Source organism: Streptomyces sp. NPDC088707, from assembly GCF_044752725.1.
Taxonomy (GTDB): domain Bacteria; phylum Actinomycetota; class Actinomycetes; order Streptomycetales; family Streptomycetaceae; genus Streptomyces.
In genome coordinates this window covers 662,145-684,885 of the sequence record NZ_JBIVLV010000003.1, presented here as the reverse complement: position 1 = coordinate 684,885, position 22,741 = coordinate 662,145, and the positions used below count along the sequence as shown (strand labels likewise).

The 22,741-nt window shown below is 74.1% G+C and carries 15 protein-coding genes; 9 read left to right on the top strand and 6 right to left on the bottom strand.

Annotation, left to right across the window (positions count from 1 at the left end):
- Positions 1-452: 452 nt before the first annotated feature.
- Positions 453-1,019, bottom strand: a complete 567-nt coding sequence (locus ACIP84_RS13955) for a MarR family winged helix-turn-helix transcriptional regulator (protein WP_055603529.1) — start codon at positions 1,017-1,019, stop codon at positions 453-455.
- Positions 1,020-1,174: 155 nt separating this feature from the next.
- On the opposite strand from ACIP84_RS13955, the gene ACIP84_RS13950 reads away from it, so the two are divergent.
- Entirely contained in the window at positions 1,175-2,443 is a 1,269-nt protein-coding gene (locus tag ACIP84_RS13950) for an MFS transporter (RefSeq protein WP_401797968.1), read from the top strand.
- 1 nt (position 2,444) lies between these two features.
- Here ACIP84_RS13950 and ACIP84_RS13945 read toward each other — a convergent pair whose 3' ends face one another.
- The gene (locus tag ACIP84_RS13945; RefSeq protein WP_401797967.1) at positions 2,445-4,088 is read right to left on the bottom strand and encodes a SpoIIE family protein phosphatase; all 1,644 of its coding nucleotides are present in this window, start codon (positions 4,086-4,088) and stop codon (positions 2,445-2,447) included.
- 106 nt (positions 4,089-4,194) lie between these two features.
- Positions 4,195-5,559 (bottom strand): NAD(P)/FAD-dependent oxidoreductase, encoded by a 1,365-nt coding sequence (locus ACIP84_RS13940; protein WP_401797966.1) that lies wholly within the window; start codon positions 5,557-5,559, stop codon positions 4,195-4,197.
- A gap of 352 nt (positions 5,560-5,911) precedes the next feature.
- On the opposite strand from ACIP84_RS13940, the gene ACIP84_RS13935 reads away from it, so the two are divergent.
- Together ACIP84_RS13935 and ACIP84_RS13930 are read left to right on the top strand one after the other, a co-directional pair.
- Positions 5,912-6,706 (top strand): helix-turn-helix domain-containing protein, encoded by a 795-nt coding sequence (locus tag ACIP84_RS13935; protein WP_355969185.1) that lies wholly within the window; start codon positions 5,912-5,914, stop codon positions 6,704-6,706.
- 209 nt (positions 6,707-6,915) lie between these two features.
- A complete protein-coding gene (locus tag ACIP84_RS13930) occupies positions 6,916-9,009 on the top strand; it encodes a sigma-70 family RNA polymerase sigma factor (RefSeq protein WP_401797965.1) in 2,094 nt (697 codons plus the stop codon).
- Here the strand turns inward: ACIP84_RS13930 and ACIP84_RS13925 are convergent.
- Positions 8,996-12,415, bottom strand: coding sequence for an AfsR/SARP family transcriptional regulator (locus ACIP84_RS13925; RefSeq protein WP_401797964.1), 3,420 nt, complete (start codon positions 12,413-12,415; stop codon positions 8,996-8,998). The genes ACIP84_RS13930 and ACIP84_RS13925 overlap by 14 nt on opposite strands.
- A 269-nt stretch (positions 12,416-12,684) precedes the next feature.
- On the bottom strand, positions 12,685-14,955 hold the full coding sequence (locus ACIP84_RS13920) for an asparagine synthase-related protein (RefSeq protein WP_401797988.1): 2,271 nt from the start codon (positions 14,953-14,955) through the stop codon (positions 12,685-12,687).
- A gap of 569 nt (positions 14,956-15,524) precedes the next feature.
- Between ACIP84_RS13920 and ACIP84_RS13915 the strand changes: the two genes are divergently transcribed.
- The 6 genes from ACIP84_RS13915 to ACIP84_RS13890 all read left to right on the top strand — a co-directional run bounded on the left by ACIP84_RS13915 (position 15,525) and on the right by ACIP84_RS13890 (position 21,497).
- Complete coding sequence (locus ACIP84_RS13915; protein WP_401797963.1) at positions 15,525-17,012, top strand: MFS transporter; 1,488 nt, start codon at positions 15,525-15,527, stop codon at positions 17,010-17,012.
- Between the two features lie 213 nt (positions 17,013-17,225).
- The gene (gene lhgO, locus ACIP84_RS13910) at positions 17,226-18,410 is read left to right on the top strand and encodes an L-2-hydroxyglutarate oxidase (protein WP_355969175.1); all 1,185 of its coding nucleotides are present in this window, start codon (positions 17,226-17,228) and stop codon (positions 18,408-18,410) included.
- A gap of 46 nt (positions 18,411-18,456) precedes the next feature.
- Entirely contained in the window at positions 18,457-19,260 is an 804-nt protein-coding gene (gene trmB, locus ACIP84_RS13905) for a tRNA (guanosine(46)-N7)-methyltransferase TrmB (RefSeq protein WP_401797962.1), read from the top strand.
- Between the two features lie 66 nt (positions 19,261-19,326).
- The gene (locus ACIP84_RS13900; RefSeq protein ID WP_355969169.1) at positions 19,327-20,655 is read left to right on the top strand and encodes a PrsW family intramembrane metalloprotease; all 1,329 of its coding nucleotides are present in this window, start codon (positions 19,327-19,329) and stop codon (positions 20,653-20,655) included.
- A 107-nt stretch (positions 20,656-20,762) separates the two neighbouring features.
- A complete protein-coding gene (locus tag ACIP84_RS13895; RefSeq protein WP_355969166.1) occupies positions 20,763-20,978 on the top strand; it encodes a hypothetical protein in 216 nt (71 codons plus the stop codon).
- A gap of 30 nt (positions 20,979-21,008) precedes the next feature.
- Positions 21,009-21,497 carry a hypothetical protein gene (locus ACIP84_RS13890; RefSeq protein WP_355969163.1) on the top strand — a complete coding sequence of 163 codons (489 nt, stop codon included), beginning with the start codon at positions 21,009-21,011 and terminating at the stop codon, positions 21,495-21,497.
- Positions 21,498-21,569: 72 nt separating this feature from the next.
- Here the strand turns inward: ACIP84_RS13890 and ACIP84_RS13885 are convergent, their stop codons facing one another.
- A complete protein-coding gene (locus ACIP84_RS13885) occupies positions 21,570-22,730 on the bottom strand; it encodes a M23 family metallopeptidase (RefSeq protein ID WP_355969160.1) in 1,161 nt (386 codons plus the stop codon).
- Between the last annotated feature and the right edge of the window lie 11 nt (positions 22,731-22,741).

Sequence of the window (22,741 nt, the reverse complement as noted above, 5' to 3'; positions counted from 1 at the left end):
TGAGTTCTCAAGGAACGGACGCTTCCTTTGTACTCACCCTCTCGGGCTTTCCTCCGGGCTTCCCTTCGGTCTTGCGTTTCCGACTCTATCAGATCTTTCCGACCCGATTTCCTCGGTGCTTTCCGGTCCCATTCGCTTTCGCTCCGGGCCCTTCCGGCGGTTCCGACTCTATCAGAACCTTTCGGCGTCTGATTCCCAGTCAGCGGGGTTTGTCTTTCCGGCTGTTGGGCCGTTCCGACGTCTCAAACTCTAGCGGATTCCCCCGGCGACTCATAATCGAGTCTTTCGAAATGAATTTCGGCATGCCGAAATTCGTCCCGGTGGGGAGATCGTGCGGAGTAGAGGTGCCGCTATCAGCGGCGGAGTGGTTGCCGAAGAACCGTTCCGGCTCTGTGACAACTCGGAGAACACTACGCATCCGTCAGGGGGGTGTCAAGCCCTGTCAAGCGAGTTCAGTCGAGGTCCGTCAGGCGGCCGCCCGCGTCGGGCTGGGTGAGCTCCACGCGGCGGAGGAGACGGATGAGGACCTCGCCGAGGACTCCCCGCTCGTCCGAGGTGAGGTCCTGGAGGAGCTCCTCCTCGAAGTCCGTGGCCATGCGCATGGCCTCCAGCCACTTCGAGCGGCCCTCGTCGGTGAGCTCGACGATCACACGGACGCGGTTGTTCTCGTCGCGGTCGCGGGTGACCAGGCCTTCTCCCGCCATGCGGTCGATGCGGTGGGTCATCGCGGCCGGGGTGAGGCCCAGCCGCTTGGCCAGCTCGCCCGGGCCCAGCCGGTAGGGCTCGCCGGCGAGGACCAGGGTCTTGAGGACCTCCCACTCGGCGTTGCTGATGCCGAGGTCGGCGAGCTGGCGTCCGTACGCCACGTTCATCCGTCGGTTCAGCCGGCCGAGGGCGGAGACGACCTTCTCGACCTGGGGGTCGAGGTCGCGGAACTCGCGCTGGTAGGCGGCGATCTGCTCGTCGAGGCTCGGCTCCTGCGGAGCCTGCGGGCCGGATCGCTCGGGGTTGTCGGACATGGAGCCGAGTATCCCACGGGTCTCGTTGGCGTTGAAGTCCTTCGGTGTGTACTGTTAAGGCTCGAACTTTAGTGTTGAAGTCTTCAAGGTTCAGGGGTACACCTCTGAACCTGCGACCGAAGTGGGTGAGTGTGACCAAGGCGAGGGGCGCAGCGATGCGCCGTATTCAGGCAGGCAGCGCGCTGAGCGCGTTCGGACTCGGCTTCACCGTGCCGTACCTCTATGTGTACGTGGCGCAGGTGCGGGATCTGGGCGCGGCCACGGCGGGCATCGTCCTGGCCGTCTTCGCCATGGCCGCACTGGTGGTGCTGCCCTTCAGCGGTCGGGCCATCGACCGGCGCGGCCCCGTGCCGGTCCTGCTGGTCGCCTCGGTCGTCGCCGCCGTGGGTGCGGTGGCGATGGGCTTCGCCTCCAGCGTCCCCGCGGCCGTGGGGGCGGCGGCGCTGCTCGGTGCCGGTACGGCCGTGCTCCAGCCCGCGCTGGCCACGATGATCGTCTGGTGCTCGACGCCCGTCGGGCGCACCCGGGCGTTCGCCATGCAGTTCTTCCTGCAGAACCTGGGTCTCGGTGTCGGTGGGCTGATCGGCGGTCTGCTGGTCGACACCAGCCGTCCGGGCAGCTTCATCCTGCTGTTCTCGATCGAGGCGGCGATGTTCCTCGTCCTGGCGGCGATCGTCGGGACCGTGAAGATGCCGGGCTCTCCGGCCTTCCAGGGTGCCCGTCCCTCCGAGGGCGGCAAGGGCGGCGGCGTCCGGGCGCTGCTCGGGCACAAGGCCATGGTGCAGCTGTGCGTCCTCGGCTTCGTCCTCTTCTTCGCCTGCTACGGACAGTTCGAGTCGGGTCTCGCCGCGTACGGCACCGAGGCCGCCGGCATCCAGCCGTCGACGCTCGGTATCGCGCTGGCCGCGAACACCGCGGTGATCGTGGCCGCCCAGTTCCTGGTGCTGAAGTTCGTCGAGCGCCGCAAGCGGACCCGGGTGATCGCGGCCGTCGGTTTGATCTGGGCCGTGGCCTGGCTGATCGCCGGGTACGCGGGCCTCGGGCACGGCAGCCAGGCCATGGCGACGGCCGCTTTCGTCTCCACGTACGCCCTGTTCGGGCTCGGTGAGGCGATGCTGTCGCCGACCGTGGCACCGCTGGTCGCCGACCTGGCTCCGGAGTCGATGGTCGGGCAGTACAACTCGGCCTTCGCCCTGGTCAAGCAGCTGGCGCTGGCCGTCGGGCCGGCCGTCGGCGGGCCCATGGGAGCAGCGCTGCACGGTCCGTACATCGTGACGTTCGTGCTCTTCTCGCTCGGCATCACGTTCCTCGCGGTGCGGCTGGGCAGGCAGCTGACCCCGGAGCAGAACCAGCCGTCGCTCGCCGTGAGGCCGTCCCGGGTCGTGGCGCAGCACATGCCCGAGAAGGAGACCGCGGCCGCCTGACCTAGTGGTCGGGCAGGGCGAACTCGCACCAGACCGCTTTGCCGCCGCCCGGAGTGCGGCGGCTCCCCCAGGACGAGGCGATCGTCGCGATGATCGAGATCCCGCGACCCGCCTCGTCCTCCGATTCCGCCCTGCGGCGGCGCGGCAGGTGGTCGTCCCCGTCCGTGACCTCGATGATCAGGCGGCGGTCGGTGCGGCGCAGGCGCAGCCGCATGGGCGGGGTGCCGTGCTGGAGGGAGTTCGCGACCAGTTCGCTGGTGGCGAGGACACCCAGGTCGCGCAGTTCGACCGGGAAGCGCCAGGACGACAGGACCCCGGTGGCGAACGCCCGCGCGCGGGGAGCGGCCTCCACGCCGCCGAGGAGTTCCAGGGCCGCGTTGTGGAAGAGCTCCGCGTCGGCGCCCTTGCGGGACGGGTGCTGGACGACCAGGACGGCCACGTCGTCGTCGTGCTCCGCGGTGACCCCCAGGGAACGGAGCAGCCGGTCGCAGACGACCTGCGGGGTGCCGCTTGCGCCGGAGAGCGCGCGGGCCAGGGCGGCGACGCCCTCGTCGATGTCCTCGCGGCGCCGCTCGACCAGACCGTCGGTGTAGAGGACGGCGGTCGAGCCGGGCGGCAGGGCGATGGAGCCGGAGGTGTGCAGCCAGCCGCCCGTGCCGAGCGGCGGGCCCGTCGGGTCCTCCGCGCACCGGACGCTGCCGTCCTCGTCCCGGACGAGGATCGGGAGGTGGCCGGCGGAGGCGTAGACCAGCTTCCCCTCGTTGGGGTCGTGGATCGCGTACACGCAGGTGGCGATCTGGCTGGCGTCGATCTCGGCGGCGAGGCCGTCGAGGAGCTGGAGCACCTCGTGCGGGGGCAGGTCCAGGCGCGCGTAGGCCCGGACGGCGGTGCGGAGCTGGCCCATGACGGCGGCGGCGCGCACCCCCCGGCCCATGACGTCGCCGATGACGAGCGCGGTGCGTCCGGCGCCGAGGGTGATCACGTCGTACCAGTCGCCGCCGACGGCCGCGTCGGTGCCGCCGGGCTGGTAGGTGGCGGCGATCCGCAGGTCGTCGGGCTGCTCCAGGTCCTGCGGGAGCAGCGAGCGCTGGAGGGTGACGGCGGTCTCGCGGTGGCGTCGCTCGCTGGCCCGCAGCCGCTCGGCGGCCTCCGCGTGGTCGGTGACGTCCGCGGCGTGGACGAGGACTCCGCCGCCTTCGAGGTGCGCGCTGTCCACGGGCAGGCACGTCACCGTGTACGAGCCGCCGTCCTGGGTGCGGCGGGACTTCACCGTGCGGGGCTTGCCGCTGCGCAGCACCTGGTCCATGAGGGGCAGCAGGCCGAGCTCCTCCGCCTCCGGGCAGGTGTCGGCGACGGGCACGCCCGCGGGGCGGGGTCCGAAGGCGGCGGCGTAGGCGTCGTTGACGTACGCGATGCGGTGCTCCGGGCCGTACGCGAGGGCGACCAGGCCGGGCAGCCGGCCCAGGAGCTCCCGTACGGAGAAGTCCTCCAGGGCGGGCACGTCGACGGGCTCGCCGGTGTCGGCGGCCAGGTGCTCCAGCTGCTGCGCGTACTCACCGCGGGCGGCGGGCACGGAGCCTTCGGTCCCCCGCGCCGCGCGGCGCTGTGTACCGGGGAGCCGGGCGCTCCAACGGGTGAAGTTCACGGATCTCTATGCCTCGTGGTGTCGGTGCCGTGCAGAGTCACGCTGTGCAGGTGTGAGCCCACCTATGGTCACACGTCCAGTGTGGACGAGTGCACTGACAGTGATGTCAGGACGACGGCTTGTCGCCGTGGTCGGGTGGCGGAGCGGCGGCGAGTTCGAATTCGGCGCGGGGGTGTTCCAGCGATCCGAGGGAGACGATCTCCCGTTTGAACAGGCCGGACAGGGTCCATTCGGCGAGGACCCGGGCCTTGCGGTTGAAGGTGGGCACCCGGCTCAGGTGGTAGGCGCGGTGCATGAACCAGGCCGGATATCCCTTGAGTTTCCGTCCGTAGACGTGGGCGACGCCCTGGTGGAGGCCGAGGGACGCCACGGAGCCGACGTACGCGTGCGCGTACTCCTTGAGCGGCTGCCCGCGCAGGGAGGCCGCGATGTTCTCGGCGAGGACCTTGGCCTGGCGGACGGCGTGCTGCGCGTTGGGCGCGCACTCCGTGCCGGGTGCCTTCGAGGTCACGTCGGGGACGGCGGCGGCGTCGCCGGCGGCCCAGGCGTGGGCGACGCCCTCGACGGCGAGCTCGGCCGTGCAGCGGAGCCGGCCGCGCTCGTTCAGCGGCAGGTCGGTCGCGGCGAGCACGGGGGCGGGCTTCACGCCCGCGGTCCAGACGACGGTGCGGGTGGGCAGCCGGGTGCCGTCGCTGAGGACCGCGATCCGGTCCTCGCAGGATTCGAGGCGGGTCTCCAGGCGTACGTCGATGTTCCGGCCGCGCAGCTCGCGGATGGCGTACTTCCCCATCTCCTCGCCCACCTCGGGCAGGATGCGGTCCGAGGCCTCGACGAGGACCCAGCGCAGGTCCTCCGGCTTGATGTTGTGGTAGTACCGCGCCGTGTAGCGGGCCATGTCCTCCAGTTCGGCGAGCGCCTCCACGCCCGCGTAGCCCCCGCCGACGAAGACGAAGGTCAGGGCGGCGTCGCGGATCGCGGGGTCACGGGTCGAGGAGGCGATGTCCATCTGCTCGATGACGTGGTTGCGCAGGCCGATGGCCTCCTCCACGGTCTTGAAGCCGATGCCGTGGTCGGCGAGGCCGGGGACCGGGAGGGTGCGGGAGACCGAGCCCGGCGCGATGACCAGTTCGTCGTACGTGAGGTCGACGGTGCCGGTGCCCTCCTCGGCGGTCGCGAGGGTGGAGAGGGTCGCGGTCCGCTTGGCGTGGTCGACGGAGAGGACCTCGCCGATGACGATCCGGCAGCGGTCGAGGACCCGGCGGAGCGGCACGACGACATGCCGCGGGGAGATCGAGCCGGCGGCGGCCTCGGGGAGGAACGGCTGGTACGTCATGTACGGCTCGGGGGTGACCACCGTGATCTCGGCGTCGCCGGCTCTGAGCTCGGCCCTGAGCTGCCGCTGGAGGCGCAGCGCGGTGTACATGCCGACGTAGCCACCGCCGACCACGAGAATGCGCGCAGGTTCCGTCACTGTCCCATGACGCACCGCCGTCCGTGGTTTGTCCACAGCCCCGGCAAATTGTGTGACCGGAGGGGTACGGAGGCGCGGGGTGGCGCGCAAGGGGAGGACGGGAGCAACGGCGCAGGTCAGGGTGGACGCGCCGGGTCGAGTGGAGGGCCGGAATCGGGAGTGTTCCCCTCCTTGCTCCGATCGGGGGGCGCACCGTACGGAACTCCCCCTTCTGAATTGACCCGGACTCAACTATGTTCGTACTTCGTCGGGGTGTCGGATGAGAGCGCGTGGACCGAAGCGCTCGCCGCCGGAAGCCCCGTTTCAGGGCGGGGAGTCTCCGGGGGGAGACATCATGAGCGGGGGAACGCTTATGCATATTCAGGATTCACGATGGCAGACGGGCGCCGGGACGGCGACCGTGGACGACGGCCCGCACACGGGCCTCGGCGGCTCGGAGCGCAACGGCGCACCGGTGTCCGGCAGGTCCGCGCCGCTGCGGGTGGACGCCCAGCGCAATCTGGAGCACGTCCTGCGCGCCGCGCGCGAGGTCTTCGGCGAGCTCGGTTACGGGGCTCCGATGGAGGACGTGGCGCGTCGCGCCCGCGTCGGTGTCGGCACCGTCTACCGCCGCTTCCCGAGCAAGGACGTGCTGGTCAGACGGATAGCCGAGGAGGAGACCTCCCGGCTGACCGAGCAGGCACGGGCCGCGCTCGGCCAGGAGGACGAGCCGTGGTCGGCGCTCTCCCGGTTCCTGCGGACCTCGGTGGCCTCGGGCGCGGGCCGGCTCCTTCCGCCGCAGGTGCTGCGGGTGGGCGTCGACGACGTCACGGTGCTGCCGCTCGGCGGCGGCTCCCAGGACGCGGGCGACGCGGCGCGGGTGCCGCACCAGCGGGTCATCGGCGAGCAGGCCGACGCGCGCGTGGTCGCGCCGCGGGCCGTACCGGCCGAGGAGAAGGACGACGCGGGTGCCGCGGAGCTCCTGGAGGTGGTCGGCCGGCTGGTCGACCGGGCGCGTGAGGCGGGTGAGCTGCGGACCGACGTGACCGTGGCCGACGTCCTCCTCGTCATCGCCACGGCCGCTCCGGCGCTGCCGGACGCGGTGCAGCAGGCGGCGGCCTCGACGCGTCTCCTCGACATCCTGCTCGAAGGGCTGCGCTCCCGGTAGGAGTCGGCTGCCCGCGCCCCGGCGCGGGTAGGGGTCCTTCGTGGTCCGGGCGGATCAACGAGCATGCCACGAACGTGTGAGCGGTTACGCCCGGATACCCGAAGTCACCCCGGATGAGTGGTAAGTGGACGCGGCGCTTCGGCGTGCCCGCGCTCTGTGGCACGCTTGGCCGGTGTTCGGGTCCGAGCGTGCGTACGGGGGCTTCCGCGATGAGCGGTGACAGTCGGGACGAGCCGCTCGGCGGCCCCGCCGAGGCGGAGGATCCGCCCTCCCGGCAGGTGCCGAGCCAGGGTGGGCCGGGAGGCCTCTCCGGTGTACCGGACACCGCCGGACCGGGTTCCGTGGGCGCGGGTTCGGCCGGTGCCGCCGGTCCCGTGGAGCCGCTCGACCCGAGTGTGCCGCAGCAGCGCGAGGGCAAGGCCTCCAGGTGGGGCGCCGGCTCCGGGGCGGAGGCCGGGTTCGGCACGGCCGGGACCGGTCCCGCCGCCGAGGACCACCACGAGCACGACACCGTCCTTCCGCCGCCCGTCGAACTGCCGCCCTCCGACTCCGAGCTCGTCCAGCTCATGCGGGACGGCGACGACTCCGCGTACGAGGAACTCTTCCGCAGACACTCCGACGCCGTACGCCGGTACGCCAGGACCTGCTGCCGGGACGCCCACACCGCCGACGACCTGACCGCCGAGGTCTTCGCCCGCACGCTCCAGGCGGTCCGCGGCGGAGCCGGTCCCGAACAGGCCGTACGCGCCTATCTGATGACCACCGTCCGGCGCGTGGCCGCGAACTGGACGAAGACGCAGAAGCGGGAACACCTCGTCGAGGACTTCGCGGTGTTCGCGGCCGAGGCCGCCCGCTCCTCCGAGGTCTCCGACCAGACCGCGTCCTTCGGGGCGGGCCTCGACCTCGGCGCCGACGTCCTGGCCATGCACGAGGCGGAGCAGTCGCTCGCCATGCAGGCCTTCCGCTCGCTGCCCGAGCGCTGGCAGGCCGTGCTGTGGCACACCACCGTCGAGGAGGAGTCCCCGAGCGAGGTCGCGCCGCTCTTCGGCCTGACCGCCAACGCCACGGCCGTACTCGCCAGCCGCGCCCGCGAAGGCCTCAAGCAGGCCTACCTCCAGGCCCACGTCAGCCAGTCCCTGACGGCCGGCGGCGACTGCGCCCGCTACGCCGACCGGCTCGGCGCCTACGCGCGCGGCGGTCTGCGGATGCGCGCCGAACGCGGACTGCGCAAGCACCTGGACGAGTGCGCCAAGTGCCGGCTCGCCGCCGGTGAGCTGGCCCACGTGAACGCAGGGATCCCCGCGCTGCTTCCGGTCGCCGTCATCGGCTGGTTCGCCGCCGGGTACTCGCTCAAGGCCGCCGGCGTCGTCGCCGGTGGAGCCGTCGGCGCGGGCGCGGCCGGTGCCGCGGCCGCCGCCACCGGGTCGTCCGGCGGTGCGGCCTCCGGGGGCGCCGCCGCCGAGGGACTCGGCGCGCCCGCCAAGGCCGGGATCGCGGCGGCCGTGGCCGTCGCCGCGGCCGCCGGACTCGTCTGGGCCATGGCCGGGGACCCGCAGCCCGTGGCAGCGCCCAGACCCAGCCAGCCCGTCGTCACCCCCGTCGTACCGGCGGAGCCCCCGCCGCCGGCGAAGCCGACGCCGAAGCCCGTACCGCCGCCGCCCGTGACGTCCGAGCCGCCGCCCGCGCCGACGCCGGCCCCCACATCGCCTCCCGCGAAGCCCACGCCGAAGCCGACGCCCGCGAAGCCGTCACCGAAGCCGCCGCCGCCGAAGCCCAGCCCCACGCCGGAGCCGGCACCCACACCCACGCCGACGCCCAGCCCTGAGAAGCCCTCGCCCAAGCCGGCGCCGCCGCCCGCCCCGCCGAAGGTCTACCAGGTCAACGAGCTGGACTACGGGATCTTCGGCGACGGCACGAAGCCCGAGGTCGCCCTCTCCGACAGCAGCTGGATGTGGCAGCGCGAAAGCCTGTCCATCGGCGGCACCCCGTACGCGCACGGGGTGAGCGTCCACGCGCCCTCGTCCCTGCTGATCGACCTCAACCGCCAGTGCACGAGTTACGACGCGATCGTCGGCGTCGACGACCTGAGCGCACTGCTCGGCGTCGGCGGCGTCCGGTTCTCCGTGTACGGGGACGAGGAGCGGCTCTGGCGCTCCGACGTGGTCCGGGCCGGCGACCCGCCGGTCCCGGTGCACGTCGACGTCTCCGGCCGCCGCACGATCCGCCTGGTGGTGGAGGAGCACACGCCGTTCGGGCGGGCCGCGGTCGCCGACTGGGCGCAGTCGCGGATCAGCTGCTCCTGACGGTCCCGTCCGTCTCGGGTCCGCCCGGTTCGGGCCGCGCGGCGGCGCTCTCCGCGAGGGCGAGGACCTCGTCGACGCCGAGGCCCTCGCCCGCCGCGCGGGCGGCGGCGACGCCCGGCGGACCGAGCGCCGCGAGCGCCCGGTCGGTCACGTCCCGGAGGTCCTTCAGGCCGGGGACCGAGCGGGGCAGCTCGGTGCGCCAGCCCTCGACGGCCGCCATGATCCTCACCGCCAGAGCCGGTTCGCCCGCCGAGGACAGGACGACCGCGAGGCCCTCCCCCAGGCCCGAGACGATGAAGTCCGCGCACTGCGCGTCCCGCGCGCTGCGCAGCGCCTCGGTGGCCGTGGCGACGGCGGACGCCCGCCCCTCGCCCGCCTCGACGCGCGCGGACAGCCCCACGAGGACCGCCTCGAAGTGCGGTGGCGGTGCCCCGGTCGCGACCGTGCGGCCCGCCTGCTCCAGCTGGGCGCGGGCCTCCGCGACCTCACCGCGGTACAGCGCGAGGGCCGCCCGCAGGAAGCAGACGAACACGCCGGTGTCCCGCACGCGGTAGCGCTCCGCCTCCCACGAGGCCTCGTCGAGCCCCTTCTCCGCGGCCTCCATGTCTCCCGTTTGATAGGCGAGTTCGGCCAGACGGGCGAGGAGGAACGGCGACTCGGCGTGCGCGCCGACCTCACGGGCCAGCCGGAGGGCCTCCTCGTACGCCTCCCCGGCCTCCTCGGTGCGGCCGCGCAGCATATGGGCCTCGCCCACCGCGCTCGCGATCTGGGCGCCCATCCAGCGGTCGCCGACGCTCCGGGCGAGGTCGCGGAGCTCGGCCAGGTCCTCGTCGATGCCGGGCATGCCGCCGGGCATGTCGACGACCATGTGCGTACGGAACATGAGGCTGACGCCGACCTCCCAGTCGCCGCCGTGGCGGCGGCAGTTGGCGACGGCCTGGTCGAGGAGGTCACGGACCACGGCCGGTTCCTCGGTGAGGTACGCGGTGAACGGCCAGAGCAGGCCGGGGAACCGGGCGCCCTCGGGGCCGGGCGGCTCGCCGAACGCCGTCCGCACGCGGCGGGCGAGCGCGAGCGCCTCCGGTTCCTCGAAGTCCCGCAGGGTGCGGCTCTCGACCTCCAGGAAGAACTGCAGCATGCGCAGGCGCATCCGGGGCCAGTAGCGCGGGTCGTCAGGGTCGTCCGGATCGTCGCCGAGCGCGACCGTGCGGTCGACCCAGGTGAGGCCCTCGGGGCGGTAGTTGCGCAGCCACCAGAACCAGCCCATGGCGAAGACCAGGCGGTGGGCGGTGGCCTCGTCGGGGGAGGTGACGACGGTGCGGTGCAGGGCGGCGCGGATGTTGTCCAGATCGCGTTCGATCCGCTCGATCCACGGAAGCTGCTCGGCCGAGCGGAGTTTCGGCTCCGCGGTCTCGGCGAGGGCCGCGAAGTGGGCGGTGTGGGCCGCCTCGACGGCGGCGAGGACCTCCGGGGCCTCGGCGGCGCGCTCGACCGCGTACTCGTGGATGGTCTCCAGGAGCCGGTACCGCATCTCGCCGCCCTCGACGGGGGTGGCGACCACGAGGGACTTGTCGACCAGGGCGCCGAGCGGATCCGCCGCGCGCGGGGAGAGGGCCTCGGCGGCGGCGAGGTCCCAGCCGCCGGCGAAGACCGAGACCTGGCGGAGCAGGGTGCGCTCGTCGGGGTCGAGCAGGTCCCAGGACCAGTCGACGACCGCGCGGAGCGTCTGCTGGCGGGGCAGGACCGTGCGGGAGCCGGAGGTGAGGAGACGGAAGCGGTCGTCGAGGCGGTCGGCGATCTGGCGCGGGGTGAGGAGCCGGAGCCGGGCGGCTGCCAGTTCGATGGCGAGGGGCAGGCCGTCAAGGCGGCGGCAGATCTCGTCGACGGCGGCGCCGCCGTCCCGGGTGAGGTCGACGTCGGGGCGTACGGCGCGGGCGCGCTCGGCGAAGAGGCGGTGCGCGGGGTCCGGCGGCAGGGGTTCGAGGGGGCGGACCGACTCCCCCGGGATGCCGAGGGGTTCGCGGCTGGTGGCGAGGATGCGGAGCTGCGGGCAGTCGGTGAGGAGGGTCTCGGCGAGGGCGGCGGCCGCGTCGATCACGTGCTCGCAGTTGTCGAGGACGAGGAGGAAGGGGCGGCGGGCGAGGTGCTCGACGAGATGGGCTGTGGGGTCGTCCTGGAGGGTCACGCCCTCGCGGGTGATCAGGTTGACCTCGCGGAGCCGGAGCGCGGAGAGGACGGCGCCGGGGACGGCCTCGGGGTCGTCGAGCGGGGCGAGTTCGGCGATCCAGGCGGCGGGGGCGAGGGGGTCGGGGGCGGCGGACTCGACGGGGGCGGGGGCGGCGGGGGCGTCCGGGGCGTCGGCCGGGGCGAAGACCCTCAGGGCGGCCTCTTCGGCGAGCCGGGTCTTGCCGGAGCCGCCGGGGCCGGTGAGCGTGACGAGGCGGAAGCGGTCCAGATCGGCGTGGATCGCGGCCAGCTCGGGCTCCCGGCCGACGAAGGAGGTGAGGCGGGGGCGGATGTTGCCGGGGGCGGGAGTGAGAGTTGAGGAGGAGGAGGAGGTGGCCGGGGGTGTCGGGCGACGCGGGTGGTCCGGCGGTGACGTGGGCCGCGCGTCGGCAGCGGTCTGCGGCCCCCACGGGGCGCCCGTACGCGCAGGAGTCGGGGGCGGGCTCGGGGCAGGGGTCGGGGGCGGACCCGCGAGGAGCTCCCGGTGGAGGGCGGCGAGTTCGGGGCCGGGGTCGGCGCCGAGGGCGTCCGCGAGGGTACGGCGGGCCGACTCGAAGGCGGCGAGGGCGTCGGCGTGCCGGCCCTCGGCCCGCAGGGCGCGGATCAGCTGGGCGTGGAAGGGCTCGTCGTACGGGTACGTGGTGGTGAGCCCGGTCAGCTCCGGTACGAGTCCGTCGGTGGCGCCCCGGCGCAGGTCGGCCTCGACGCGCTGCCGCAGCGCCGCGAGCCGCTGCGCCTCGGGACGGACGCCGGCCGGGCCGGACAGGTCGGCGAGGGCGGGCCCCCGGAAGAGGCCGAGGGCCGGGCGGAGAAGGGCGGCGGCCTTCTCCGGGGCGCCGGCGTCGAGGTGGGCCGCCGCGTCCTGGACCTGGCGCTCGAAGACGTACAGGTCGATGTCCTCGGGAGCGGCCACGAGCCGGTAGCCGGGGCCGGGGGTGGAGGCGACGGCATCGCTGCCGATGGTCCGCCGGAGGCGGCCGACGAGGGCCTGGAGGGCGGCTGGGGCGTCCTGCGGCGGGGAGTCCCCGTACACGTCGTCGGCGAGCTCGGTGACGGATGCGGGGTGTCCGCCGCGCAGCGCGAGGGCGGCGAGCAGGGCACGCAGCCGGGCGCCGCCGAGGGGGAGGCGGCGGCCGAGGGGGTCGAGGGCCTCGGTGGTGCCGAGGATGAGATACCGCACCGGCTCATTGTGTCCGGCGGCCGTTGCGTGCGCCTCGGGGTTTACCCCGGTGCGCCCTCGGGGTCCGCCGTCAGAAGCCCGAGGTGTCCAGGGCGGAGCCGGGGGCGGTGAGGCGGCGCGACGAGTGTCCCCGGCTTGTGGATGGACCTGTGTCCTCAGTCGCCGCCGGAGGGTTCGGTGCACACGCGGTCGACGGGGTCGGTGGCCCGCCGGGCGGGTTCGTTGCGGACTCCGCCGTGGTCATGGCGTCTCGTCTCGCGGTCAGGGTTTCACGCCGGGAGGGACCTCGTCGCCGGGATCAGGGGACCCTGGACCGCGCGATGGGCGCGGGGTTCTGTCGTGCTGGTCCAGCAGGAGCCCCGGCGGGACATGAGGCGGCGGAGCCAGAGTTCGGTGGAGACGAGGTCCGCGAGGCCGTCGAGGGGGACGGGGGCGCCGTCGGCCGCTGCGCGGAGGGCCTCGCGGACCACGCGTGCCTCGATCAGGCCCGCGTCGGCGAGCAGCGGGGCGTCGAAGAGGACGATCAGCTGGGGGAGCGCCGCGCGCAGGCCCGCGCGGGTGGCGCCGGCCGGGACCGCCGGGTGGGGGGCGCCCCAGCCCGCGGGGAGGTCGTGGATGCCGGCGCCGGACAGCACCGTGCGCAGGACGCCCGCGCGGGCGTCCGGCTGGACCCGGAGCGCTTCCGGGAGGACGCGGCAGGCCCGTACGACCTGGTTGTCGAGGAAGGGGGCGTGCAGGCGCTGGCCACGGATCTCCGCGGCCTGTTCCAGGACCCGGTGGTCGGCCGCCGCCCGCGCGAGCGCGGCACGCGCGCGTGCTTCGCCGGGGCGCTGGACGGAGGTCGGCAGGGTCGCCGCCCGGTTCAGACGAACCGATACTTCAGCCAGCGCCTCCCCCGTCAGCCACCGCGCCGCGGGCCCCGGCCGGGACCAGGTGAGCGCCGAGAGGGACGCCTCCAGGGGGCCGAAGCCGTCCGGAGCCGTGCGGTTCGCCTCCAGGACCCGCTGGGCGGCCGCCTCCAGGCCCGTCCGGTACGGGGTACGGGCCAGCTTCCGCGCCGCCCGGTACACCGTCAGCGGCACCAGGAGCGAGCCCGCCGACGTCCCCGAGGCCTTCGCGAGCGCCGTCACCGGACGCACCAGGGAGCGGCGCCTGCGGTCCATCAGGAGGTCCGCGAGGCGTGCCGGGTGCGCGTCCAGGACCTGCTTGGCGCCCATGCCGGTGAAGTGGTCGGCGCTGCCTCCCGCGAGCCGTCTCCGATGCCGTTCGGCCGTCACGAGGGACGGCCCCGGCTCGTCCGTGAGCGGCCCGTCGAGCGCGGCGTACGGGAGCGCCTCCTCGCCGCCTGCGACGACCACGTGATGCAGCCGCGGGTCGGCCGCGAGCGCCCCGGCCCGCTTCAGTTCGTCCTCCCGTTCCGCACCCGCGCGCGTGGCCAGGTCGTTGAAGGTGACGGCGAGCAGCCGCTCCCCCGCGCCCGTGCCCTGCCCGGTGATCGTGCCCGGCACCCCGGGGAGGCCCGCCGCGAGCAGCGCGAGGGTGCCGGACGCGCTGCCGCCCGAGAGGTCGGCGCCGATGCCGGGCGCCGGGCCGGCGCCCCGGGCCGCGCGCCGGTCGGCCGGCCCCATGCCGGGCACCGGGCCCGGGTCGGGCAGTGGCGCCTCGGGCGCGTGCCGGGGGGCGGTGAGCCGCGCGCGTACGGCTTCGATCAGGGCGTCCTTGACCCCCTCCACGGCCTGCCGGGGGTCGGCCTGGGCCGCCGCGACCGCGAGCGAGGCGACCTGCTCGTACCCGGTGATCTCGCGCGAGCCCTCCCGCAGGATCAGCGCGTGCCCCGGCGGCACCCGCCTGACCCCCTCGTACGGGGTGGAGTCGCGCAGCGCCTCCGGGGTCTCCGGGCAGGCGAGCAGCGCCGCGAGGTGGCCGATGTCGAGCTGGGCCTCGACCAGGTCGGCGAGCGGCAGGGCGGCGGTGGCGAAGGCGGTGCCGCCGGCCCACGGGGTGTGGAACACGGGCCGGGCGCCCGCGAGATCACCGGTGACGGTGACCCGGCGGCCGGCCTTGACGACCGCGGTGTAGCTGCCGGGCCATGCCGTGAGATGCCGCAACGCGCCCCCGCGCGCGGTGAGCAGGCCGATCCGCAGTTCCTCGTCGCTGGCGGCGCAACAGCCGAGGACGGCGAGACGGGTGTGGTCGTCGACGGCCACGACGCGCACCTCGTCGGGGCGCCAGTCGCCGACCGCCCACAGCGGATCGGGGTCGCCCCAGAGGAGTTGTGCGCCGACCGGTTGCACCGTGCGCCCCTCGGTGGCGGCCGCGTGGCCGTAGCCGGGGCCGTAGCCGGAGCCTGAGCCGAGGTCTGCGCTTGAGCCCGAGACGTGGCCGGCGCCCGCGCCGGAGCCGTATCCGGCACCCGAGCCGTATCCGCCCGAGCCGGAGCCGTATCCGCCGCCGTACGGGCCGCTCACCGAGCCCGCCCGGGCCCCGGCCGTCGTTGCGAAGCCCGCGGCGACACTGCTCCAGCCCACCAGCCATCGCATCGGCGCCTCCACATCCGTTTCGGTGGGAGACATGCTGCCACGACAACGGCGCACGGGGCGGAGTCCGGGTGCACGCGCGCGAAAGCCGAATGCGCCCCTGGCATGGGCCAGTTGGACACCGGCGTCATTCGGCCAAATATCGACCCTCCCCGAGGGGGTTGAGAAGCGTCCGGGACACCTGCCCACGCACACCGCCTCACACCTGCCACCGGCAGCCCGGGAGGCGCTCCCGCCTCCCGGTGCCGTCCGCCGCCCGCGGGGAATGGGGCGGCGGTATCCCCCAGCCCACTGGTCCGGGACACTTCCCGGCCGAGCGGGCCGACCCACGCGCTACTCATGGAAGCGCTCCCCCGGGCACGCCGAGAGAGCGCACGGCCGGGCGCACGGCCACACGGCGGGAGCACGAGCCGGTCCGCCGAGCCCGGCTGTCGGTCTTTCACACAACAATCTCGCCATACGGAACACCGCCCCTTAACGGTAGGGATGCGGCGAACTACGCTGTGTTTACGAATGCCGCACGCCTATGCCCGGCGTCGTGGCGGCCGTCTGGGTTGTCGAGGGGTGGCGTCATGTCCAGGGAGCAACGCGGGCCGAACGAAAAGCTCGGCACGGTTCTCGCCCTCGCGGGAATCAGCAACGCCGGGCTGGCCCGGCGCGTCAACGACCTCGGTGCGCAACGGGGCCTGACGCTTCGCTATGACAAGACATCGGTCGCCCGGTGGGTGTCGAAGGGCATGGTGCCGCAGGGCGCCGCGCCGCATCTGATCGCCGCCGCGATCGGGCAGAAGCTCGGCCGGCCCGTGCCGCTGAACGAGATCGGGCTCGCCGACGCCGACCCCGCGCCCGAGGTGGGCCTCGCGTTCCCGCGCGACGTGGGCGAGGCGGTGCGCTCGGCGACCGACCTGTACCGGCTGGATCTCGCCGGGCGGCGGGCCGGCGGCGGCGGGATCTGGCAGTCGCTCGCCGGCTCCTTCGCGGTGAGCGCGTACGCGACGCCCGCGTCCCGCTGGCTGATAACCCCGGCCGACCCTTCGGTGGAGCGCGAGGCACCGCGCCCACCGGGAGCCGGGATCACCGGCGGGGGCGGGAGCGGGGGCGCCACGGGCGGCGCGGCGGCAGCCTCGGTCGCCGCCGAGTACGTGCGCGTGGGGCACAGCGACGTCGCCAAGCTCCGCGAGGCCGCCGAGGACGCGCGCCGCTGGGACTCCAAGTACGGCGGCGGGGACTGGCGTTCGTCCATGGTCCCCGAGTGCTTACGCGTGGACGCGGCCCCGCTGCTGCTCGCCTCGTACTCCGACGAGGTCGGCCGGGCCCTCTTCGGCGCGACCGCCGAGCTCACCCGGCTCGCCGGCTGGATGGCCTTCGACACCGGACAGCAGGAGGCCGCCCAGCGCTACTACATCCAGGCGCTGCGGCTCGCCCGCGCCGCCGCCGACGTGCCCCTCGGCGGCTACGTCCTCGCCTCGATGTCCCTCCAGGCCACCTACCGGGGCTTCGCCGACGAGGGCGTCGACCTCGCCCAGGCCGCGCTCGAACGGAACCGGGGCCTCGCCACCGCCCGCACCATGTCCTTCTTCCGGCTCGTCGAGGCACGCGCGCACGCGAAGGCCGGTGACGGGGTCGCCGCGGCGGCCGCGCTCAAGTCCGCCGAGGGCTGGCTGGAGCGCTCCCGCGAGGGCGACGGCGACCCGACCTGGCTGGGCTTCTACTCGTACGACCGGTTCTGCGCCGACGCCGCCGAGTGCTACAGCGATCTGAAGGCGCCGCGCGAGGTGCGCCGCTTCACCGAGCAGGCGCTCTCGCGGCCGACCGAGGAGTTCGTCCGCTCCCACGGGCTGCGGCTGGTGGTCTCCGCCGTCGCCGAGCTGGAGTCGGGCAACCTGGACGCGGCCTGCGCGGCGGGCACGCGCGCGGTGGAGGTGGCGGGGCGGATCTCGTCGGCGCGGACGACGGAGTACGTACGGGATCTGCTGCACCGGCTGGAGCCGTACGGGGACGAGCCCCGGGTCATGGAACTGCGGGAGCGGGCCAGGCCGCTCCTCGTCGCACCGGCGTGAGGGGCGGGGGCGCCGCTCGTCGCCCCCGACGCGAGGGGTGTGACGTGAGCCGACGGGCCCCGCGTCGGCGCGGCCTGCGTCGGCGTGGCCTGCGTCAGCCCGCCCCGCGTCGGCGCGGCCCGGTTCGGCGTGACCTGCGTCTCGTGCCGTCGTGCGAGGTTTCACGGCATTGTCAGTGGGCCAGTGCACTATCGGGGGTGGGAGGTGGCGCTGGTGTTTGACTGTGACGTGCTGGTGATCGGCGGCGGGATCGTCGGTCTGTCGACGGCGTACGCCCTGACGCGCGCCGCTCCCGGCACCCGGGTCACGGTCCTGGAGAAGGAGCACGCGCTCGCGAGCCACCAGACCGGGCGCAACAGCGGGGTGATCCACAGCGGGATCTACTACCGGCCGGGGTCGCTCAAGGCCCGGTTCGCGGTCGAGGGCGCGGCCGAAATGGTCAAGTTCTGTGCGGAATGGGGCATTCCGTACGAGGTGACGGGCAAGCTCGTCGTCGCCACCGCGCGCGAGGAGCTGCCCCGGCTGCACGCGCTCGTGCAGCGCGGCAGGGAGAACGGCATCCCGGTGCGCGAGCTCGGTCCCGCCCAGATCAGCGAGTACGAGCCGCGGGTGACGGGCCTGGCCGCGATCCACGTCGGCACGACCGGCATCTGCGACTACGGGGCGGTGTCCCGGCGGCTCGCCGAGTCCTCGCGGGCCCGGATCCTGTACGGGGCGGAGGTCACCGTCATCGACCGGCGGCCCTGGGGGGTCGCCGTGCGGACGGCGGACGGCCGGGTGGTGCGGGCGCGGGTCCTGGTCAACTGCGCGGGGCTGCACTGCGACCGGATCGCGCGGCTCGCGGGCGACGACCCGGGCATGCGGATCGTGCCCTTCCGGGGGGAGTACTACGAGCTCAAGGACCCCTCCCTCGTGCGGGGCCTCGTCTATCCGGTGCCGGACCCGGCCTTCCCCTTCCTCGGGGTGCATCTGACGCGGGGGATCGACGGCGGCGTCCACATCGGGCCGAACGCGGTCCCGGCGCTCGCCCGGGAGGGGTACGGCTGGTCCGTCGTCCGCCCGCGCGAGCTGGCCGGCACGCTCGCGTGGCCCGGCTCGTGGGCGATCGCCCGGGCCCACTGGCGGTACGGGGCGGGTGAGCTGCGGCGTTCGGTGTCGAAGCGGGCCTTCACGGAGGCGGTGCGACGGCTGCTGCCGGTGGTGTCGGAGTCGGACCTGCGACGGGCGGACGCGGGGGTGCGGGCGCAGGCCGTGCTGCGGGACGGGACGCTGGTCGACGACTTCCTGATCCGGGAGGCACCGCGGACGGTCCACGTCCTGAACGCGCCGTCGCCCGCGGCGACGGCGTCGCTGCCGATCGGACGCGAGGTGGCGGGGAGGGCGCTGGCGCGGCTGTAGCCCACCGCCGGGCGGTCGGCACGGTTCGCCGTAGAATCGGGGCATTGTGTCTGAGCAGCCAGAGAACTTCGCGCGCCCCGTCGCCGACCCCGCCGAGTCCGTACGGCCCGTCTCGCAGCGGGGCAGCCAGCGGTTCGCGGCCGGTGAGGGCCCCCTGCCCGATCCCGCCGGGTCTCACCACGAGCGGCGGATCCGCAGCTTCCAGCCGCGGCGCAGTCGCGTCACCACGGGTCAGGCCGAGGCCCTCCTGAAGCGGTGGCCCGACTGGGGTCTCGACATCGACGGCAAGCGGGTCCTCGACCTCGGCGAGATGTTCGACGGGCTCCCCGTCGTCCTCGAGATCGGCTTCGGCATGGGCGAGGCGACCGCGCAGATGGCCGCCGCCGACCCCGGCACGGGCATCCTCGCCGTCGACGTCCACACCCCCGGCCAGGGCAATCTGCTCGGTCTCGCCGACCGGAACGGCCTGACCAACATCCGGGTCGCCAACGGCGACGCGATCATCCTGCTCCGCGAGATGATCGCCAAGGACTCCCTCGACGGCTGCCGCGTCTACTTCCCGGACCCCTGGCCCAAGGCCCGCCACCACAAGCGGCGCCTCATCCAGCCCGAGTTCCTCAGCCTCCTCGCCACCCGGCTCAAGCCCGGCGGCGTGCTGCACTGCGCCACCGACTGGGAGTCGTACGCCGAGCAGATGCTGGAGGTGCTCTCCGCGCACCCCGACTTCGAGAACACCCGGGCCGACGGCGGTTTCGCGCCGCGGCCCGACTTCCGGCCGCTCACCCGCTTCGAGGGGCAGGGGCTCGACAAGGGCCACGTCGTGAACGATCTCCTCTTCCGGAGGAAGTGACCCGGGGCGATCCCGGGGGCTCAACCCCTTTCCCGGCTGTCGGTGGAGGTCGTTAGGGTCGCTCACGTGTCCTTCCCCGTCCCCACCGAAGCCGGTGCCGCTCCCGTCCCCCACCGGGACACCGAGGAGCCGGCCTTCCCTGCCGCCGCCGACCGGTCCCAGTGGCGCTACCGGCCCCGCCGGGACTTCTGGCGCAGCAGGCTGGTCCGGGCCGTCGCCCTGGTCACCGTGCTCGCGATCTGCGCGCTGTTCATCCTCGGGCTGGTCCGCGAGCAGACCGGCACCGAGGGCTTCCTCGTCGGCCTGGGCCTCGCCGTCCTGCCCGTACCGCTGCTGATGGCGGCGTTCCGCTGGCTCGACCGGGTCGAGCCGGGTCCCTGGAAGAACCTGCTCTTCGCGTTCGCCTGGGGCGCCTTCGCCGCCGCGCTCGTCGCGATCCTGGCGAACTCCTTCGCGGTCCGCTGGATCGCGACGGCCACCGCCGATCCCGCCTCGGCGGACACCCTCGGCGCGACCGTCGTCGCGCCCGTGGTGGAGGAGACCGCGAAGGCCGCCGCGATCCTGCTGCTCTTCCTCTTCCGCAGGAAGCACTTCGGCGGGCTCGTCGACGGGGTCGTGATCGCCGGGTTCACCGCGACCGGTTTCGCCTTCACCGAGAACATCCTCTACCTCGGCAACGCCTTCGGCGAGGACCAGGAGTTCGGCTCCACCGGCCTCGGCTCGGTGACCGCGGCGACGTTCTTCGTCCGGGTCGTCATGTCGCCGTTCGCGCATCCGCTGTTCACCGTGCTCACCGGCATCGGCTTCGGCTTCGCCGCCCTCGCGCCGCGCGGCAGGCGCCTGCGCCGGGTGCTGCTGCCGCTCGCCGGGCTGCTGCTCGCGATGGGCCTGCACGCCGCCTGGAACGGCTCGGCCACCTTCGGCGGCCCCCTGACCTTCTTCGCGGTGTACGGGGCGCTCATGGTCCCCGCCTTCGGCCTGCTGACCTGGCTCGCGGTCTGGAGCCGGCAGCGCGAGCTGCGCACGATATCCGGCGAGCTCCCGGCGTACGCGGCGGCCGGCTGGCTCTCCCCCACCGAGCCGCTCGCGCTCTCCTCGATGCGCGCCCGCCGGCTGGCCCGCTCCTTCGCCGCCCGTACGTACGGGGCACCGGCGGCGCGGGCCGTAGGCGAGTACGAGTCCTTCGCGACGACCCTGGCGTTCCTGCGGGACCGGGCCCGGCGCGGCACGGCCGGACCCGACTTCCCGGCCCGGGAGCAGGAGTTGCTGCACCACCTGTGGCAGCGCCGGACGGTCGCCTCCCCCGCCCTCACGTACGCGGCGCGGGCGACGGGCCAGGTCTGGGCGCCGCCGCAGTATCTGGACTACGACGGCTTCAATCCGTACCGCAGCTAGCCGCGGACGCGACCGCCCCCCAACAGCCGCCGCGAACTGCCGGTGGCGGTCCGCGGGGCCTCCTAGCGTGCCGGTACACCTTTCGTACCCATCCAGGAGGTTGCAGCATGAAGTACACGAGTCGCCCCGCTGTCGGGGGTACCGCGGCCGCGCTCGCGGCCGCCGCGCTGGTTCTCGGCGGAGCGGGTGCCGCGTCCGCGCAGTCCTCGCCCAAGCCCGGGCAGATCACCTCGGCGCAGCTGGAGGCGCACCTGGCCAAGGCGGTCGAGCAGGAGCGCACGGCGGCGGCCTGCACTCCGGCCTGCGCCGGTCAGATCGTGTAGCGGTCCCACCCGACGGACGAGGAGGTGGAGATGAGCACCGCGGACCGTTCCGGAGCGGGCAGGACATGGTGCCCGAGCGGCAAGGCCGACGCACCGGAGTCGGTCGTCCTGGGAGTGCGGTCGGGGCAGGGCGGCGAGGTGGTGTACCTCGCCGATCCCGTGCCGGCCCGAGACGTCCTGCCGGTCGTCCCGAAGGATGTCGAGCCGACCCGGGTCCTGCGCTTCGCGTCGCACTGCGTCAGCAACTGTCTGCACCGCAGGGGCAATGACTGCGGCCTGGTGGAGCGGGTGGCCGCGACGCCGGCGGACGAGCAGCGGAGCGTGCCGCGGTGTCATCTGCGCCCCCACTGCAAGTGGTGGGTGCAGGTCGGTGTGGACGGCTGCCGCAGGTGCCCGGCCCTGGCGACCACCGTCGTCGAGGGCGACGACCTGGGTGCGCTGGTCGCCGACCCCGGCACCACCCAGGAGCAGTTGGACGCCTGGATCGCGGAGGCCGGAGCCGGCGTGCCCGCACGGTAGGGCGGGCGGACCCGCGTCGCCCTCGTGGCGACGCGGGGTGGGCCGGAGGCCGGTGGGCCGGAGGCCGGTGGGTCAGAGGCTGAGGCCCTTGGAACGCAGCCACTCCGCCGGGTCGAGGCCGGAGCCGCCGGGCGTGTGCACCTCCATGTGGAGGTGGGCGCCGGTGACGTTGCCGGTGGCGCCGACGCGGCCGATCGTCTCGCCGGTGCCCACGGTCTGGCCCGCGGAGACCGTCATGGAGGACATGTGGGCGTACCAGATCTCGGTGCCGTCCGAGAGCTCCAGGACGACGCGGTAGCCGTACGAGCCGGACCAGCCGGCCGACTTGACGGTGCCGCCGTGGACCGCCTTGAGCGGGGTGCCGGTGGGAGCGGCGAAGTCGAGGCCGGTGTGGTAGCCGGAGGACCACATCGAGCCGGACTGCATGTAGGTGGCGCTGAGGCTGTAGGAGGAGAGCGGCAGCGTGTAGCTCGCGGCCAGTTTGGCGAGGCGCTCGGCCTCGGCCGCCGCCTCGGCCTTCGCCCTGGCCTCGGCTTCCGCCTTCGCCTTGGCCTCCGCCTCGGCCTTGGCCTTCGCCTCGGCGGCCGCCTTCTCCGCCGCGTCGGCCTTGGCCGCGGCCTCCGAGGCGGCCTTCTCGGCCGCCGCCTTCTCCGCCGCGGCCTTGTCGGCGGCGTCGGCGGAGGCCTGCTGCTGCTCGGCCTGCTGGAGGATGCGGGCGCGCAGGGCCTCGCCCGCGTCGCCGGCGCCGGGCGCGGCCTTCGTGGCCGGGCCGTCCTGGGTGACCAGGCCGGCCTGCTGCATCTGCGGGGCCTTGGCGCCCTGCTCGTCGTCGAGGGTGGCGTACGTGGCGCCGGTGAGCGGGTTCGGGTTGGCGCGGGCCGCGCTGACCGTCTCCTGGGTCTCCTCGGGGAGGAGGTCGCCGACACCGGGGAGGTCGTGGGCGTCCGGCAGGTGGAGGTCGGGCAGGTCCGGGAGCGATATGGCCACCGGGGGCTTCTCCTGCGCGGTGGCGAGGCCACCCGCACCGACGGCCGCGATCACACCGACGCCGAGGACGGTGGAGGAGCGGGCGAAGTTGGAGCGCTGCTTGACGACACGGTGGCGGCCGCCGGAGCGGCTCTCGGCGCGGAGGGATCCCTCGGTGGGGTTCCACTCGGTGTCCGGGGCGGCAGGACCCGCACCACCACCGAAAGCATCGAAGGGGGCTTCGGGTGCGGGAGTGTTGGACGCCACGAAGGCGCGCT

Coding starts and splice junctions, on each gene's coding strand:
- ACIP84_RS13895 (WP_355969166.1), top strand. CDS start 20,763: ATGAAGTACACGAGTCGCCCCGCTGTCGGGGGTACCGCGGCCGCGCTC.
- ACIP84_RS13915 (WP_401797963.1), top strand. CDS start 15,525: ATGTCCAGGGAGCAACGCGGGCCGAACGAAAAGCTCGGCACGGTTCTC.
- ACIP84_RS13920 (WP_401797988.1), bottom strand. CDS start 14,955: ATGCGATGGCTGGTGGGCTGGAGCAGTGTCGCCGCGGGCTTCGCAACG.
- ACIP84_RS13930 (WP_401797965.1), top strand. CDS start 6,916: ATGAGCGGTGACAGTCGGGACGAGCCGCTCGGCGGCCCCGCCGAGGCG.
- ACIP84_RS13955 (WP_055603529.1), bottom strand. CDS start 1,019: ATGTCCGACAACCCCGAGCGATCCGGCCCGCAGGCTCCGCAGGAGCCG.
- ACIP84_RS13950 (WP_401797968.1), top strand. CDS start 1,175: ATGCGCCGTATTCAGGCAGGCAGCGCGCTGAGCGCGTTCGGACTCGGC.
- ACIP84_RS13935 (WP_355969185.1), top strand. CDS start 5,912: ATGCATATTCAGGATTCACGATGGCAGACGGGCGCCGGGACGGCGACC.
- ACIP84_RS13890 (WP_355969163.1), top strand. CDS start 21,009: ATGAGCACCGCGGACCGTTCCGGAGCGGGCAGGACATGGTGCCCGAGC.